The organism is Peristeroidobacter soli (assembly GCF_004138485.1).
Taxonomy (GTDB): domain Bacteria; phylum Pseudomonadota; class Gammaproteobacteria; order Steroidobacterales; family Steroidobacteraceae; genus Steroidobacter; species Steroidobacter soli.
Genome location: NZ_RYEV01000011.1, coordinates 97279 through 113856, shown reverse-complemented (window position 1 = coordinate 113856; position 16578 = coordinate 97279). Strand labels below are relative to the sequence as shown.

The following is a 16578-nucleotide window of genomic DNA, read 5'->3' as shown; positions in this document are numbered from 1 at the left end:
GCGTACATCACCTCTGCTTGGGGCGATTCAACATCCGCCTCGCCCATAGATACATCCATAACCCGGTGCCCGAGAAAGCCAGCAGCAGCGCCCCAGCGAGCAGCGTCAGCAACCAGCCGTAAGGCCCATACAGCTCGCCGGTATGAATGACGGAAGCCCATGCCCACACTCTCTGACCGAGAGCGGCCTCCCCGCCGCGCGCGTGCGCGACGACACGCTGCTCGCGCGGATCGATCCACAGACGATCGGTCAGAGCCGCGGGAGTGACAGAGCGTGAGAGAACCTCGACACGAGCGAGACAATTGGCTGCGTCGAGCCGCACCTTGCGAACTTCGCCATCACTCACGCGCTCTCGCGTAACGCGCAAGATTTCATTCAGGTGAGGAGCCAGATCCGAGAGCGGCTGGCCAGCCACGCAATGTGAACTCACCGCCGGCCATTTCAAGAGCCAGGTCGCGCATGCGAGGAAGATGCCGGATGCAACGATCAATAAAAGCAGAGCCGCGGTCAGGGCGCCGCCGACTCGATGCCAGCTGCGCAGCCGGACCAGGCCTTGCCTCGAAGAAGTGATCGTCAACGCCTTGCGCAGCGTACCGCCACCCCGCAGCCACCATAGCGCGATGCCGACTACGATCAATCCAACGGTGAGCACTCCGAGTAGCGCAATCAATGGGCGGCCGATCGGCCCAGGCACCAGACTGCCGTGGATCCAAATGGCGGCAGCGACGATTGCCTGCCAGCCCGCCGACTCCACTTCGACCGATCCCGAGCATCGCTCGACATGAAGGATCCGCTCGGTGCCTTTCGAGTCGATCGTGGTGACACGCACCCGCTGGAATGTTTCGTCGTAGCCGTCGATGCGAACGATCCTCTCCCCCGCCGCGCGCAATGGCTGTTGCCATGCCTCGTCAGCGGGGTACACGCATTCGCCAGCCGAATCGGTTGAGCCGGCGGACGCATCGAGCGTGTTTCTAATAGTCCACGTTGCACCCGCAAGCACGGTCAGCACCAGCCATAGGGTGATGCCGAGCCCCACCCACTTGTGCGCGTTATATAGCGCTCGTGTGGCGTTCATCATCTGCTCCGCCGGTCACCCGAAAGGCACGCGGTGGTGAGCGACTGGCATCCTGTTACGCACATCCAGAACCGATGTGAGCTGCAACGTCGCTGCGATGTAGCCGATGCCATCCTCAGCGCGCGCAACCACCTGACCCCACGGGCTCACTACCATCGAGTTGCCGAAGTTCGCGCGCACTTCATTCCCTACCGCGTAAGGACCGCTCTGATTCGCGGCCAAGAGATAGGTTTGTGTTTCGATGGCTCGGGCCCGGCACAGCACTTCCCAATGCGCGAGCCCGGTTGCGAGAGTGAACGCCGCGGGGACGACGATAGCGTCGACGCCCCTTTGCGCGAGCGTGGCAAACAACTCGGGGAAGCGCAGGTCGTAACAGATGGCGCAGCCGAACGAGAACTCGCCGACGCTGAATGTCGCGAGCTCCGCGCCACGCGAGTAGAGCGCCGATTCTTTGTACACGGAAGCGTCGGAGCCGATCATGTCGAACAGGTGGATCTTCCGATAGCGCGCCACCTGATTGCCGCCGATGTCGAACACGAAAGAGGTGTTGTACATGCGGCCGTCGGCGCTTTCGTTGATGCTGCCGCCATGAATGACGCAACCTAACTCGCGTGCCAGTGACGAGAGCATGCGCCACGCCACTCCTTCACCCGCCAACTCAGCCGCCGCGCGCGCGCCTGCTGGATTGCCACCCTGGTACGTCCAGATTTCGGGCAACACGATAAGCTCGGGCCGCTCGGCCTTGGCCACGGCGCGAATCAACTGCTCCGCCATCGCCAGGTTGGCCTGCTTGTCGTCGCTGGAGTTGAATTGCAGTAGAACGGCCTTCATCGGAATGCTCTCTAGGAAATAATCGAATCGGTCGGTGTGGCGGCATGGGCGGCGCGTGCGCGAAGCCCATACTTGCCGGGTGCGATCGGTCCCAGCTCCAAGGAGGCCGCAAGCAACGCTCGCGTATAGGGGTGAGAAGGCCGATCGAGCACCTCGGCCGTGGTTCCGCACTCGACCAGTTCGCCTCGATACAGCACGACTACGCGATCGGCGATGCGCTCGGCGACAGCCAGGTTGTGAGTTACGAAAATGCATGCGAAGCCGTGCTTGAGTTGCAAGCGTTCGATCAATGCCAGGATTCGCGACTGCACCGACAAGTCCAGGGCGGACACGGCTTCGTCGGCCACGAGCACGCGAGGCTGCGCCGCCAGCGCGCGCGCGATACACACTCGCTGGCGCTGACCACCGGAAAGCTGGTGGGGCAACATTTCCAGAAAGCGCTCTTCCAAACCGACTTCGAGCAGCAGAGCCGCCACACGCCGCCGCGCCTCTGCACGATCTCCTAGCGCACTCGGCGCCAGTCCCTCGGCGACGACCTCGAATATGCTCATGCGTGGATCGAGCGCCGATGCCGGATCCTGGAAAACGATTTGCAACTCGCGCCGCAGCTCGCGCAACTTGGCGCCACGGACCTGCGCCAGGTCGTGGCCGGCAAACTTCACGCAACCGGACGCCGGACGCAGCAATCTCACCAGAACGCGCGCCAGTGAGCTTTTGCCCGAGCCCGACTCCCCGACCACCGCCAGCGTTTCGCCGGCGTCGACATTCAGCGTCACCGATTGCAGGGCTACACGATCCACGCGCGGCGACCAGGGCAACTTGCGCCGACCTGGATAAGTCACACACAACTGCTCGATCTCGAGCACAGGCGGCGCGGTCGCGCCAGTCTTCTGCATATTGCCGCGACGGCCGGTTGGCAGCGCTGCAAGCAGCCGCTCCACGTGCGCTTCACGAGGATTCAAAACTACGTCGGCGACCGGGCCCCAATCGACTCTGCGACCAGCATCGAGCACCGCGACCCGTTGCGCATACGCCGCGACCACCGCCAGGTCGTGAGTAACCAGCATCAGCGCTGCTCCTATTTCACGCACCAGCTCCGTCATCAGCTCCAGCACTTCACGCTGCACAATGACATCGAGCGCGGTCGTCGGCTCGTCGGCGATCAAGAGTTTCGGCTGATGAAGTAACGCCGCCGCAAGCATGAGCCGTTGGCGCATGCCTCCGGAGAACTCGTGCGGGTAGCGACGGAGCGCCGCTTTCGGATCGCGGATGCGGACTCGCTCGAGCATCGTTGCCGCCCGCTCGTCGGCCTCGCCACGGCTCATTCCCAAGTGAGTGCGACACACTTCGGTGAGTTGCTGGCCCACCGGCATGGTCGGATTGAGCGCGCTCATCGGCTCCTGAAACACCATGCCGGTCGTTCGACCGCGCAGGCTTCGCAACTCGCGCTCGTCGAGCAACGCAGGCTCGACACCGGCCACCTCGATTCGGCCGGCGCTCACATGCACACCCCGCGGCAGCAGACCGATAGTGGCGCGCGCCAGCGTGCTCTTGCCGGAACCCGACTCGCCGACGATCGCGACGACTTCGCCTGCGTCGACATCGATAGAAACATTGTCCAGGATGACGCGGCCTTGACCGGAGGCAACCACCGACACGTCACTAATGTTCACCAGCTTCGCCAGCGCCGCGCTCATGTCGATCCTCCCGCCGAACGCATGCGGGGATCGAGCCGGTCGCGCAAGGCATCGCCGAGCAAGTTGCAGCCGAGCAGCGAGACAGCGATCGCAAGCCCGGGGAACAGCGACAACCACGACGCCTCCGAGAGGAATGGCCGGCCATCCGCAAGCATGCCGCCCCACGTGGGCGCGGGCGGTGGCAAGCCAACACCTAGAAAGCTGAGCGCACTCTCGGCGAGCAGCGCCGCTGCGAACAGCGAAGCTCCCATCACGGCGATCGGCGCGATGCAATTCGGAATGACATGCCGGCATACGACGTGCGCGGTGGACCAGCCCAACACTTCGCTCGCCTGCACGAAGCCCGTTTCTCGCAAGCTCAAAGCGACCGAACGCGTCACTCGCACGACGCCCGGCGTGTACGCGATCGTCAGCGCCATGACCACGCCGGAGGTCGACGGACCGATCACGGCCATGATGCCGAGCGCGATCAGCAAACTCGGGAACGCCAGCAATGCATCGAGTACGGTCATGCTCAACCGCTCGAACCAACCGCCGACGTATGCGACCAGTGCGCCGAAAGGCAGACCGATGGCCACCGTCAGCAGCACAGTGAGCGAGGCGACCAGCAAACTGCCCCGCCCGCCGAGCATGACGCGACTGAGCACGTCGCGGCCGAACTGGTCGGTACCCAGCCAATGCGCGGCGGACGGCGCCGCCAGGCGCTGCGTGAAATCCAATGCGATCGGATCGTGCGGCATGACCACCAGCCCAGCCAGTGTCAGCAGCACCATGAACCCAAGGAGCAGCGCGCCGCCCGTTCCAGCCATGCCGAGTTTGAAGCCGCGCATGATCAAACCCTGACTCGCGGATCGAGCGCCGCGTACAGCAGGTCGACGATCAGATTCACGATCACGAAAATGAAGGCGACGAACAACAGACAACCCTGCACGATCGGATAGTCACGCTGCACGATCGAGTCCACCAGCAGGCGGCCGATGCCGGGCAGGCCGAAGATTTTTTCGATGACCACCACGCCACCCAGCAGATGTCCCAGCATCAAGCCGAGTGTCGTCATCGTTGGCGCGAAGGCGTTGCGAAACACGTGACGTAGCAGCACCGCCCAAGGAGCAACGCCGCGCGCCTGCGCGCTGGTGATGTAGTCGAGGCGCAGAACTTCGAGTGTCGAAGAGCGCATCATCCTCGCAAGGGTCGCCAGCTCCGCCAGCACGAGCACACCCACGGGCATGATCAAAGCAATCAAGCCCGCTCGCAGATCTTCGCCCAGCGGCACATAGCCCAAGGCAGGCAGCCAGCCGAGCTTCACCGAGAAGATGACCAGCACGATCAATCCCGACCAGAACGTCGGCACCGACAGCAACACCGAGGTGATACCGACCAGCAGATAGTCGGCCGCTCGCCCCTGACGCCACGCGGCCCACATGCCCGCGGGGATGCCGATCAAGGCCGCAATCGCAGTCGCCAGCAGCACCACCGAAGCAGTGACGGGAAACGCCTGCATGATGACTTCTCGCACCTGCTGACCGGTCATGATGGACGTGCCCAGATCGCCATTCGCCAGATCGCTCGCGAACAGCAGCCATTGCTCGGGCAGTGGTCGATCCAGCCCCAGACTCGCGCGCGTGGCAGCAACCATTGCGGGATCGCCGACATCGCCCACCAGCATCTGCGCGGGATCGCCCGGAATCACTCGGATCAACAGGAACACCGCGGTGCCTGCAATCGCAAGCGTGAGCAGCCCCTGAGCGACGCGCCTGAGTATGAAGGTCAGCATCATGGCCACGTTCCCTGGCCGGAAGCGGCCGAGACCCTTGCGAGCCGTTTGGCGACGGCAGTGGTTTGCCCCGGAGCGTCCACTCTTACGCCCCAAAATCTAGGCATGCCCAGCGCCCAGGTTTCGTAGCCGACAACTGAACGACGCACAGTGGTGATTCGCAGCGGCGCATACAGCCCGATGATGGATCGGTCGTGCGCGATTTCCATCTCGAGCTCGCCCATCAGCACGGGCCATCGCTGTGGCGAGGACGTGTTCAGCTCACCCATGATGGCCAAGGCACGCGGCGTATGTACGACGCAGTTGACGCGCTTCACGGGATCGCAGACGAACACCGAGTACATCATCGGCCCCGTCGCACGTCCCGTGTAACCAAACAGGCTCAGCTGGTACTCATGGCCGAGGTAGCGCTTGAACTGGGTCGCCCAATCCATGCTGCGTACTCGTGCATTGATGCCGGCGCGCACCAGCAGTGCATGCACGACGATGGCGTCGTTGAAGTAGCTGCCAGTCTCGCGACTGACATCGATTTCGATGAGCTCGCCTTTGTATCCCGCCTGCCGCAACAACTCCTGCGTTCGTTGGGGCTGATATGCCGGCGGGATTCGCGCCAGGATGTCGGGTGCGATTTCTTCCGCCGGCACGCCGTACGGACGCAAAGGCCGGCTCGCATGCATGGTCGATTGCGAGATCAACTCCGGGTCGAGCGCGCTTGCGATTGCAGCTCGGAGCGCCGGGTTGCTCATCACACCGCTGCGGTTCTGCATCAGCAGGACGCTCCAATCGCGCGATGCTTCCTGAAGCAGGTCGACGTGTGAATCACGGCGCAGTTCGGGCAGAGCCTCGGCAGCTGTCAGCGGCCAGATGTCGATCTCACCGGAAAGAACGGCGAGCTTGGCCGAGCTCGCATCCGGAATGACGACCAGTCGAACGTTGCGTACGAATGCTTCCTTGCGACCGGCGAATCCACTGGCGGGCTGAGCCGCGAGCGAATAACCATCGAAGCGTTCCAGCTCGACGTAACGGCCGCGACGCCACTCTTTGAGTCGATACGGACCGGTACCAATCGGCCAGCGCCAGTTGCCGTTCGCATCCAGCGATTCCGGATGAATGATCGCCACGTGGCATTGAACGTCTGCCAGCCGATACAAGAACAGCGGATCCGGCTCGCGCAGGCGGAAACGCACTGTGTGCTCGTCGACTGCTTGTATCGCATCGATGCGGACGCCCGAATCGCCATTGCCGTCGTACCAAGAGCGGCAGGGCCAGCGCGTCTGCGGATCGAGCATGCGACGCCAGCTCCACACGACGTGTGCGGCACGAAGCGTGGCGCCGTTCTGGAACTTCACGTCCGGGCGCAGGCGGAACGTGTACTCGCGGCCGTCGTCCGAGACGCTCCACGATTCGGCGAGCATGGGCGCCGGCGCAAGCTCGGCATTGGTCGCGACCAATCCCTCGACAACATGCGTCATCACCCAATCGGTGACGGAGTCGCGATTGATGCCGGGATTGGTGCTGCGAAGATCGCTGGCGAGCGCGACACGCAGGATCGGCTCGGCATTCGCCGCCGCCCCGCCAGGCCCCGCGAAGCACAGGCAACCCCACATGAACATGAGGGGAGCGCATGCTCGCCACCCATGCCTGCCCGCTCTAAGCATCCAGACGATACTCGGTATAGTGCGCGCCAAGATAAGGCCGAGGCGCCAGCCACATGGATTTTGCACCGGCGTCCATCACCAGAGTATAGACAGTGCCGGTAATCATGCCGCCGGGCCGCTGCGACGGACTGCGACACACGGCATCGGGCGAGCCGTAGGAATCCGCCAGCGCCGACTTCAGCGTATCGACGGTGATGGAGCCCGCCGCCTTTTCCAGCTGTCGTGTAACGCGTCGCTCGCGGTACAGGGTCTCCGGCAGTCGCGCGATGTTCAGATCGGTGAGCTTGAGCTGCGCGATCGGGCTCTGGAAATGATTGGCATGCGCCAGGATGCCGTTGCGCGGTGAGAGAATGAACAAGTCGTCGGGCGTCGCCTCGATGCCGAACGCCTCGCCGCCCGCATGGCTCACGGCCACGTAATGCGAAAACGCACGCGGAGCATTGTTCAGCGCATACATCGCCATCGACAGTCGCGTGCTCATCAGCATGCGCCGACGGATCATCGGGCTGGGAATGCCGAAGCGACCGTAGTCCTGGCTACTATGCAGCCCATTGATCGTAATGGCGATACCGGCACCGTTGAAGCCGTGACGCGCGAGCTGACCAGCCTCGACGCTCGTCAGAATCGCCGGCGATTGATCCGTAGCGGCGATATTGAGCACGACGATCAGATCCGCGCAGTCGACCTGCCAATCCCAATTCATCGCGTGCAGCATGCGTTGGTCGAGTGTCACATCCGGCGTTGCGACGGCGCTGGTACATTCGTCGGCCGCCGCCAGCGGCTCTCGTGCTTTTTGCTTGCCGGCCTTCCAATACATGATCTCGGTGCGGGCGTTGATGATCACGATGGCAGGCAACGCCTGCCGCGCGCCCTGCGCGATACCTTCGAGCTCGGTGACGAGTTCGGCATCGTACGCTCGCATGTGTGTCAGGAACTCACTCGCAAGCGCGAGCGCCTCGTCCCATTCCACGCCTTTGTGTGCGAACTCAGTGCGATACAGATCGAGCGCCAGTGCAATTCGATCGGCCGCCTGCCGGCCGTGCTGCACGCCCCGCTCCAGCGGACCACCCGCCAATCTGATCGTCGGAAAGGCAGTCATGCCGCTCGCTCCTGCTCCAGACGATCCAGGAAAGCATCCAATCCGCTGACGAACGCGCCGCGCTCATCGAGCACCACGGTCCAGCTAGCACCGTGAGCGGCCGCAAAGCTGCGCTCGGCGGGCGACCAGGCGGGGAGCACCCACGGCTTGCCCGCCACACGCGCAGCGGAAGCAATGCGCTCGATGTCGCGTTGGTCGTCCGCATTGAAAACGTATTCGCTACGACCTCGCGACAGTGCGAGGTCCGTCGGGCCGACGAACAGCCCATCGACGGTGTCCAAAGCGAGAATGCGTTCGACATCCGCCAACGCCTGCGCCGACTCGATCATCGGCAGACAGAGGACCCGTTGATTTTCCGCCGTGAAAAAGCCCGCCGGCGGTTTGCCATAACCGACGATGCGACCCGCTGCATAACTGCGATCGCCTCGCGGTGGATACGAGGCATGAGCGCAAACTGCGCGTGCGTGCTCGATTCCCAGTATATGCGGCACGATGACTGCGTCGGCACCGAAATCCAGCGCCTGCTGAATCGCCTCCGCCTGCGGCCCGAGCACCTTCGCCATCACGCGCAGTCCCAGCGCACGACACAGCGGAATAAACAGATCGAGGCCGCTCTGATCGAACGCCCCGTGCTCCAGGTCCAGCACCGCGTAGCCGAAGCCCCGAGCTGCGGCGAGCTCTGCCGCGACGACATTCGAAGTGGAAAACCAAAAGCCCGTATCGCGACGCGCGCCTGGCCTTCCTTGCGGGGTGGAATTCATGCTGGGAACCGCCTCCTGATCGAACTGAAAGGAAGCATAGCGGCACTGGCTTTATTTGTCGATAAAAATCCACCTCCACTCTACCTGCTATTTGCTGCGGGATATGTGCCGGCCTCTTCGCTCGCCGGTTCTCTACGGAGTGCGCGCCGTTAAAGTGCCCACCGGATAGACCGGGATCGGATTCATGGATGCAGCTGGTATCATTTGAGCCAAATGACCCATTTGCCGTTGGATGAAGTGGCCATTTACGCCGGGCCAAACGCGCCGCAGGCCACTCGCGCATCGGCTCAGGCCGGAGCGCGGACGGAGGAAGCCTGCGTTGTCATCGCAGTTGGGCGCGATCATCATCTTCATCACAGACGGCCAACGCCGTCGAAGGTAGCGGCGAGTTCACCGGCCCGACCTGCTGTGGCGCAGAGCCCGTGATGTCCACTGTGATCTCATCGTCCGAGATGCGGATGGTAGGCATTGAGCGGCACGTTGCCTTGACTGGCTGGGTGAGTAGGCCGGCGGAAGCCACCGGCCTACTCACCCACCTCATCGGAACCTCCGGCGCGAATATCTCGACCAAACCTTTTTCTGGAACGGCCTCGACCTCTATCGCAAGCTGGATCGTTTCGCCCTCTATTACAACCAGCGACGCGTTCATGCTGGACTGAATGGTCGGACGCCTGTCGAGCAATGCGGCACGATTGCAGATCAGCCTGCGAATCTCAATCACTTTGCATGGCGATTGGACTGCTCCGGCCTCTTCCACACACCGACTGCCGCGTGATCAGCATTCCGCCATGGACAAGTTGGCCGGCTGGTCCAGATCGACTTTCCCCGCCTGCACCAACGTCATCAGCCCCACCGCGGTGAAAGTCTTCGACAACGAGGCGAGATTGAACATCGTATGCCCGCTGGCCGGAATACGATTCTCGACATCGGCCCAACCGAAACCCTCCTCCCATAGCACCTCGCCATCCTTCCACACGGCAATCGCCACTCCAGGCACGGTGTGCTCGACCATGCGGGCACGGATCGCCTCACGCACCCCACCGAATCGATCGGCGCCGGCGGCCGACGCACAGGCGAGCAACGCGCAGGCGCACGCGGATACATATTTCATCGACATCGACCTCTTGACGAATCAGCGGCGGGAAGTCAGCGGAGTATTCATCTCTCGCAACGTGTCGGCCCGATACAGCCGCCCGTTTTTCATGACATGCGAGATCGTTTCCGTAGCGGCGATGTCCAGCAGCGGGTCGCGCTCGAACACGATCAAGTCGGCGTATTTGCCGGGCTCGATCGTACCCACTTCGGCGCTGCGCCCGATGACGGTCGCCGAACCACGCGTCGCCATCTGCAGCACCTCATGGGGCGTGAGGCCGCCCATGGCCATTGTTTGCAGTTCCCAGTGATAACCGAGGCCTTGCACCTCGCTGTGCCCGCCGACACCGACGTTGCCGCCGGCACGGAATATCTTGCTGGCACTGGCGGCGAGACGGCTGCCGATGAACCAGTCGTCGGGCTGCCACGTCACACTGCGCAGACGCTCGTTCACGACCAGCGAGGGCGTAAAGTAGTTGAGCTTGGCATTCGTCAGCAGGTCGCGTCGGGCAAGAAAGTAATTGATGCCGGGCAGTCCCGCGGCGCCACCGATCAATGTCGTGGGCGAATAGCCAATGCCGGTCCGGGCGTAGAGCTGGGCGACATCGTTGTAGTAATCGATAGCGTCGGAGGCATGCTCATTGGTGGCGAAACCATCCATCGCCTGAGTGAGCGCGTAGCGAGGTACGCCCCAGTTCTCCGCGATCAACATCATCTGCAACTTGCGTGCGGCCTGCGCCATCTGCTGTCGCTGCGCGCGGTTCCCGATCATGTAGGACTTCACGATCGGCGTTCGATAGTGATCGCGATAGCGCCGCAGAATACAGCTGGCCTGGCGCACCGAACCGATGCGATTGGCATCGAAGATGCCCGGCCCGGTCGTATAGGCCCGCGGCCCCCGCATCACGCCGGCATCCATCAAGTCCTGGTAAACGAACATGTCGTTGGTGAACGACTGCGGATCGATCGACGTAGTGATGCCGTAGGCCAAGGCAATCCGGTGCTCCCAGCTGTCGTAGTCGAGCACCTGCCGGCCGATTCGCCAGTAGTGAGCGTGCGTATCGGCGAATCCCGGCGTAATGGTCTTGCCGGCGAAGTCGTGAATGATGGCGGTCGCTGGCGTTGCGACGCTGCCCATCGGGCCGACCGCGGCAATCCGATTGCCTCGGATCAAGACATCGGCCCTGGCGATGATCTCATCACCACGCATGGTGGCGACCTTCGCTCCTCGCAGCAGCATCTGCGTGCTCGGCCGGTCGCGGGCGATGGATACATCGAGATCGACTCGCGCGAAGCGGGTATCGGCACAATCCTCGTCGGTCGCAGAAAGAGTCGCCGCAGGCGGTTGCAGCAACCGATCCAGCGGGGCCCGAAACAGACTCGTGCCCACCGACCAGAATATTTCCTTGCCATTCGCCGACCAGCCGAATTCATCGGCACCGATCTCGGTGATCTGACGATGCCAGCCCGGTGGCGACGCCAGATCGATCGGCTCCGGCAATTCGACCGACGGCATCGCCAGCAGATGCAACTGCGAGCCCTGTAGCACCAGCGCCCATCGACCATCGGGACTGACTTCCAACTCGTCCACGGCAGTCTGCGAATGCAGGACATCGACAGCCTGAACTTCCAACACCTTGCGCGGCGGCCCGCCGTCGACAGGGACCTGCATCAAGCCCTTGCTGGTGTAGGCCAGCAGCGAGCGCCGGTCGGGCATGAAATGCAATCGCCCATGGTCCGCTCGCCTCGCGGTCGGCGGCAGATTCGCCAACACTTCGCGCTCGCCGCTGCTCAACAGGCGAACGAGTTGCTGAGCGCCAGGGCGTTCCGGACTTCCTCCGCGCGGCACCAGCAGGTTGAGCTGATCGTACGTCGCCGAGTACAACGCGATCACGGACCGTCCATCCGGCGTCAGGGTTGGCTTGCGATAGTAGCCGGGCAATTGCGTCAGCTGTTCCGGCGCGCTGTCGCCAGTGCTTGGCACTTTCCAGATATGCCCGCCATCACGGCGCGACCAGCTCGCGTAAACGATCCAACGCCCATCCGCCGACCAGCTCGGTTGATTCTCGGTGACGCCTGCTTCGATGAGCGCAGTGTCTGTCAGCCGCCTGGCTTTACCACGCGGCAGGCTCGCCACATAAAGTTTGCCGAAGGCGCTGAACGCGACTTGCTTTCCGTCAGGCGACAATTGCGGAGCTTGGATGATGCGAGCACGCACGGGACCGGCTTCGTCACGTAGCAACGGCCGCGGACTGGCGGTCACTTGCGCTTGCACAGTGGCGGTGAAAGGAACGATCCGTGCCTCGCCACTTGCCAACTCGATGCGACGAATGCGGCCGCCGAAAGCGATGACCAACGCTTTGGAATCGGGCGTGAACGCGAACCGCGGCAGCAGCCCCTGAAATGCGGGCGTTTGCTTGGCAAACGAAGTCTCGATGGCAGGGATCAACACTCGATCGTCGCCACTACGGAGCTCGCGCACCCGCAACTCGGTACGACCGCCGACATCGACGGCATAGATCAACACGGCGCCATCGGGGGACACGACCGGTTGCATCACGCCGCTCGCGTAGGCTCGGCCGCTGATGAGAACGATGGACTCGTTCGTCGTCAGATCGAGCCGAACGATGTCGTACTTGCCACGACCGCCGGCCGCGGTTCCGTACAGAAAACGGCCATCCGCCGAGACCGAAGCAGCGAATACCGGCGCGTTGTCCGCAGCGGCTGCCACTGCCGGCTCACCCTTGCCGCCCGACACTGACAATCGCCACAATTGCGCCTTGGTCTTGGCATCGAGACGGCTGCGCGAATCGAAGCGAGTGACATAGATATCGCGCCCATCGGCGGACCATACAGGCGCGACGAATACCGCGTCGAGATCATCGCTCAAAGCACGCGCATTCGCGCCGGTCACATCGGCAATCCAAACGTTCTCGCTGCCACTGCGATCGCTGATGAATGCGATCTGCACGCCCGCTGGCGAGAGCACCGGCTGAGTATCGAACGCCGGGCCGCTGATCAGCGGCTGAGCTGAGCCACCGCCGGAATCCAGCCGATAGATATCACCGAGCATATCGAACAGCAGCGCACGGCCGTCGCGTGTCACGTCGACGGACATCCAGGTGCCTTCATCGGTGGAGAAATTCACTTCCTCCGCGGCAACCGACTCCGCCTGCAGACCAAGGCCGAGCGCGAGCCATGCGGCAAGCATTGGTAGACGATTGTGCACGACTGCACCTAACGCACTTTGTCGAAGCGGATATTCCGCTCCAGACTGCTGCTGGCAAGCAAGGCGCTCACTCGGCCGCCGGCACCTCGCTCCACCGCGACACGGCTCAGAAAGCGTCGCCCCTGGAAGACGTCCTTATAAACAGGGGTCAGCGGTATGCTCATTTCAGCCCTTCAACGGCGGCCGCCCGGCGCAGCTCCACTCGATAGTTCAGCGCGAATACGAAGTACGGGTCGGCGCCGTCGAACGGGCCGCTGTTGGCGATCGCCACACCGACCAGACGATCCCCCTCGCTGTGGAGTCGCAAGCTCGTGGTGTGACGCCGTCGAGCCGCGTCTGACGTGGGGACGAATGCTGAAGTCAGGCCCTGCAGCGAGCCGTCGCGAAAGCTGGCGCGATCCACCAAGGCCCAGGGCTGATTCTCGATGCGAAGGTGCACGTCACCATCGGGCTGCACTCGCAGCGCCACTCGCTTGTCGCCTTCATAGGTCGATAGCGTCCCCGCCCATTCTCCTTGCCACTGTGCCGGCGGCTGACTCGGTGGCTTTGAGGCTTCCGGTGTTGGCGGTAACGTCTTGCCTCGCCACTTCGGATACAGCGCGCGCAGGATCTCGTTACGAACGTCAGCGGGCGCCGAGGCGAACCGATTGGTCAGCACCGCAATGACCAGTCCTTCCTCCGGCAGCAGGAACAGATTGGTGTGCGATCCCGACATCGAGCCGCCATGGCCGACGCCCACGGGGCCGCCTTCGTACGTGTCCATGGTGTAGAGACCGACGCCGTAGTCGTCTTCGATGCCCTCGCCATGAGAGGTCATCCGTCGCATCTCACTCAATGTCGCCGCGTCGAGCAAAGTACGCTGACCAGGCACACGCTGACCGAGCAGGAACATTCCGAAGCGCACCAGATCGTGGGCACTGGACTGGATGCCGACGAACGCCGGCTCATCGAACGCAAGCCGCGGAATGCGTTCGTCTTGCGGGCCATACAAGATCGCTGTGTTGGGTAATGGCGCGCCGTTGGAGCTCACCACGGTCCGGGTCAGATTCAACGGTTGGAATACTTGCCGACGCATGTAGTCGGCGAACGGCTGGCCGGACACCTGAGCGATGACCTGCCCCAGCACGCCATAGCCGAAGTTGTTGTACTCGAAGCGCGCGCCTGGCGTACGAATCACATTGCCATAGCGCGCGATCGTGAGATCCGTTGGCCGCACGAGCGTGGCTTCGCGCTCGCCGTAGAAGAACTGTTCGGTTGGCGCGAGACCCGAAGTGTGATTCGCCATCTGCCGCACGGTGACAGCATCGGCATCCGCGAACCACGAATGCAGCCTGGCCGAGCCCAGATAGTCATTGATCGGCGCATCCAACGTGATCTTGCCCTGTTGCACCAAGTTCATGAGCCCGACGCCGGTGAACGTCTTGCTGATGGACGCGAGCAGATACACGGTGTGCGGATCGGCGGCGACGCGCTGTTCACGATCCGCCCAACCGAAGCCCTCCTCCCACAATACCCTGCCGTCCTTGGCGACGGCGACAGCGACAGAGGGAACGCCGTCGTTCTCGATCTTGGCGTGAATGCGAGCACGCGCGGCGTCGAACCGATCGGCGCCGTGAGCCACGCTCATACACGCCAGCAGCAGCACTCCCCAACGTTTCATGTTTTGGTACGCCGCTCGAAGCGCATGTTGTCAGCCCGCGCACCGCTCATTCTCGCGGCCACGACTTCGCCGCGAGCATCGCGCTCGAACGTCACGACGTGCGGCGCCCAACCGCTGCGTGCATTGAAATGCTCGCGCGTTACCGGCACGAGCATGATGGGATCGGGACGCCAGATGTGGCGCATCACCAGATCGCCCCCCTCGGCGGTGAAACGGTACTTCGTTTCCAATTCGTCGCTGTAGTAATCGCCCGCGTAAGCCGATAGATCAGTGACGGATTCGGGCTGCACACGCTTGAACAAGCGCGGCCGCATGCTGATGCCATAGATACTTTCCAACGCAGTGATGGCACCACCCTCGCCGGTAACGATGCGGAAATGCGACCAGTTACCGACACTGAAAGTACCGTCGGCTTTGACGCGCGCCGCGGCCGCCGGCTCCACGCCGAACCAGCCATACAACGCGTCGCCTCGACGCTCCAGCGTGACCGACGGCGAGGTCGGATGGATGTACATGCCCGGCAAACGTTCGAGCGTGGCTTTCTTCAGAACGTGAGCCTTGGGCGCATTCGTCGCGGCGGACTTCTCCGATTTCCCGGATAGAAACACCTCGGCCGCGGTGTGCGCCAGACCGCCCACGTCCAGGGCACGATTCGCCAGCACCACCACGCCCAGATCGTGATCGGGATAAAACGTGAAGTAAGTGGTGAAACTGCCGTCGCCGCCGGAATGACTCACGATCTTGCGCCCGTGGATCTCTCCGGGAGTGAGCCCGAACGCATAGTTGGCCTTGCGACCATCGCGCAGCGTGCCGCTCGTGCAGACCAGGTCGAGCAACGATCGGTCGCCCACGCGCGGACGGAAGAAGTTATCCGACCACTGCGCCAGGTCCGTGACATTCGTCACCAGCCCGCTGTGGCCGACCGATTCCGTGGTCAGCAGGGTTCGTTGCCACCGCCCATCCGGGCGTTTCTCGTATGAGGTCGCGCGCTCCGGAACGATCTCCTCCACATCGTCGCCGAAGAACGTACGCTGCATGCCGAGCGGCGCGAACATGCGCTCCGTCGTGAACTGCCGCAACGACTTGCCGGAGACCGTGGCGACGATCTCCGCCAGCAACGTGTAGCCGGTATTGTTATAAGAATGCGCAGTCCCCGGCTCGAAATTCAGCTCGCGCTGGAGTTTGACCAGCTCGATCACCTGCCGCTGCGTAAAGACATCTCGCGTATCGCGCCCGCTGACCTCCACCAATGTGTACGAGTCCCGCAAACCATTGGTGTGATGAACCAGCTGCCGCACCGTGATCGGGTGCCCAAAATCGGGCACCCACGGCAGGTAGCGATGCACCTCGGCATCCAGATCGATCTTGCCTTCACTCGCCAGCAACGCGATGGCGAACGCGGTGAACTGCTTGGAAACACTCGCGACGTTGAACTGCGTCGTCGGCGTCACCGGCGTGCTGCTATCCAGATCGGCCACGCCGTAGCCCTTGGCGAACAGCACATGGCCGCCTCGATACAAGCCGATCGCCGCTCCAGGCTCGCCCACAGCCACGTGCTCATGAAACAAGGCGTCGATGACCGATTCCAGTTTGCCGGGCACCGGCGGCGTCGGGGTCGACGCCGCCACCAGCATTTTTGGAGCGAGCGCGACCCCGGCCGCCGCGAGCAAGCCCGTACGGCGAGAAAAATTCACCATGGCAT

Annotated in this window: 13 protein-coding genes and 1 pseudogene; 1 reads left to right on the top strand and 13 read right to left on the bottom strand. The window is 63.0% G+C overall.

Annotated elements, in window-relative coordinates; genetic code table 11:
• Positions 1-7 precede the first annotated feature (7 nt).
• Genes EKO19_RS36555 through EKO19_RS36520 form a run of 8 tightly spaced genes read right to left on the bottom strand, consistent with a single transcriptional unit; the run spans position 8 to position 8895 of the window.
• A complete protein-coding gene (locus tag EKO19_RS36555; RefSeq protein ID WP_157995616.1) occupies positions 8-1075 on the bottom strand; it encodes a PepSY-associated TM helix domain-containing protein in 1068 nt (355 codons plus the stop codon).
• 15 nt (positions 1076-1090) lie between these two features.
• Entirely contained in the window at positions 1091-1906 is an 816-nt protein-coding gene (locus EKO19_RS36550; protein WP_129782381.1) for a carbon-nitrogen hydrolase family protein, read from the bottom strand.
• 11 nt (positions 1907-1917) lie between these two features.
• Positions 1918-3603, bottom strand: coding sequence for a dipeptide ABC transporter ATP-binding protein (locus EKO19_RS36545; protein WP_129782380.1), 1686 nt, complete (start codon positions 3601-3603; stop codon positions 1918-1920).
• Positions 3600-4433: an ABC transporter permease gene (locus EKO19_RS36540; protein ID WP_129782379.1), complete on the bottom strand. Its 834-nt coding sequence runs from the start codon at positions 4431-4433 to the stop codon at positions 3600-3602. Before EKO19_RS36540 ends, EKO19_RS36545 begins: the two co-directional genes overlap by 4 nt.
• Before the next feature lie 2 nt (positions 4434-4435).
• Positions 4436-5377 (bottom strand): ABC transporter permease, encoded by a 942-nt coding sequence (locus EKO19_RS36535; RefSeq protein WP_129782495.1) that lies wholly within the window; start codon positions 5375-5377, stop codon positions 4436-4438.
• On the bottom strand, positions 5377-6990 hold the full coding sequence (locus EKO19_RS36530) for an ABC transporter substrate-binding protein (RefSeq protein WP_157995615.1): 1614 nt from the start codon (positions 6988-6990) through the stop codon (positions 5377-5379). The genes EKO19_RS36535 and EKO19_RS36530 overlap by 1 nt, the downstream gene beginning before the upstream one ends.
• Before the next feature lie 37 nt (positions 6991-7027).
• Positions 7028-8134: a C45 family autoproteolytic acyltransferase/hydolase gene (locus tag EKO19_RS36525; RefSeq protein WP_129782377.1), complete on the bottom strand. Its 1107-nt coding sequence runs from the start codon at positions 8132-8134 to the stop codon at positions 7028-7030.
• On the bottom strand, positions 8131-8895 hold the full coding sequence (locus EKO19_RS36520; RefSeq protein ID WP_129782376.1) for an HpcH/HpaI aldolase family protein: 765 nt from the start codon (positions 8893-8895) through the stop codon (positions 8131-8133). Before EKO19_RS36520 ends, EKO19_RS36525 begins: the two co-directional genes overlap by 4 nt.
• A 598-nt stretch (positions 8896-9493) precedes the next feature.
• On the opposite strand from EKO19_RS36520, the pseudogene EKO19_RS40115 reads away from it, so the two are divergent.
• Positions 9494-9670: pseudogene (locus EKO19_RS40115) on the top strand (hypothetical protein); the annotation flags it as partial.
• Here EKO19_RS40115 and EKO19_RS36510 read toward each other — a convergent pair.
• Genes EKO19_RS36510 through EKO19_RS36495 form a run of 5 tightly spaced genes read right to left on the bottom strand, consistent with a single transcriptional unit; the run spans position 9671 to position 16573 of the window.
• Complete coding sequence (locus tag EKO19_RS36510; RefSeq protein WP_157995614.1) at positions 9671-10006, bottom strand: serine hydrolase domain-containing protein; 336 nt, start codon at positions 10004-10006, stop codon at positions 9671-9673.
• Positions 10007-10027: 21 nt separating this feature from the next.
• Positions 10028-13216: an amidohydrolase family protein gene (locus EKO19_RS36505; protein ID WP_129782374.1), complete on the bottom strand. Its 3189-nt coding sequence runs from the start codon at positions 13214-13216 to the stop codon at positions 10028-10030.
• 8 nt (positions 13217-13224) lie between these two features.
• Positions 13225-13380 (bottom strand): hypothetical protein, encoded by a 156-nt coding sequence (locus tag EKO19_RS38530; protein ID WP_157995613.1) that lies wholly within the window; start codon positions 13378-13380, stop codon positions 13225-13227.
• The gene (locus EKO19_RS36500; protein ID WP_129782373.1) at positions 13377-14876 is read right to left on the bottom strand and encodes a serine hydrolase domain-containing protein; all 1500 of its coding nucleotides are present in this window, start codon (positions 14874-14876) and stop codon (positions 13377-13379) included. Before EKO19_RS36500 ends, EKO19_RS38530 begins: the two co-directional genes overlap by 4 nt.
• Complete coding sequence (locus tag EKO19_RS36495; protein WP_129782372.1) at positions 14873-16573, bottom strand: serine hydrolase domain-containing protein; 1701 nt, start codon at positions 16571-16573, stop codon at positions 14873-14875. Before EKO19_RS36495 ends, EKO19_RS36500 begins: the two co-directional genes overlap by 4 nt.
• Positions 16574-16578: the final 5 nt, after the last annotated feature.

Coding starts and splice junctions, on each gene's coding strand:
- EKO19_RS36500 (WP_129782373.1), bottom strand. CDS start 14,876: ATGAAACGTTGGGGAGTGCTGCTGCTGGCGTGTATGAGCGTGGCTCAC.
- EKO19_RS36545 (WP_129782380.1), bottom strand. CDS start 3,603: ATGAGCGCGGCGCTGGCGAAGCTGGTGAACATTAGTGACGTGTCGGTG.
- EKO19_RS36535 (WP_129782495.1), bottom strand. CDS start 5,377: ATGCTGACCTTCATACTCAGGCGCGTCGCTCAGGGGCTGCTCACGCTT.
- EKO19_RS36520 (WP_129782376.1), bottom strand. CDS start 8,895: ATGAATTCCACCCCGCAAGGAAGGCCAGGCGCGCGTCGCGATACGGGC.
- EKO19_RS36530 (WP_157995615.1), bottom strand. CDS start 6,990: ATGTTCATGTGGGGTTGCCTGTGCTTCGCGGGGCCTGGCGGGGCGGCG.
- EKO19_RS36555 (WP_157995616.1), bottom strand. CDS start 1,075: ATGAACGCCACACGAGCGCTATATAACGCGCACAAGTGGGTGGGGCTC.
- EKO19_RS38530 (WP_157995613.1), bottom strand. CDS start 13,380: ATGAGCATACCGCTGACCCCTGTTTATAAGGACGTCTTCCAGGGGCGA.
- EKO19_RS36540 (WP_129782379.1), bottom strand. CDS start 4,433: ATGCGCGGCTTCAAACTCGGCATGGCTGGAACGGGCGGCGCGCTGCTC.
- EKO19_RS36510 (WP_157995614.1), bottom strand. CDS start 10,006: ATGAAATATGTATCCGCGTGCGCCTGCGCGTTGCTCGCCTGTGCGTCG.
- EKO19_RS36525 (WP_129782377.1), bottom strand. CDS start 8,134: ATGACTGCCTTTCCGACGATCAGATTGGCGGGTGGTCCGCTGGAGCGG.
- EKO19_RS36495 (WP_129782372.1), bottom strand. CDS start 16,573: ATGGTGAATTTTTCTCGCCGTACGGGCTTGCTCGCGGCGGCCGGGGTC.
- EKO19_RS36550 (WP_129782381.1), bottom strand. CDS start 1,906: ATGAAGGCCGTTCTACTGCAATTCAACTCCAGCGACGACAAGCAGGCC.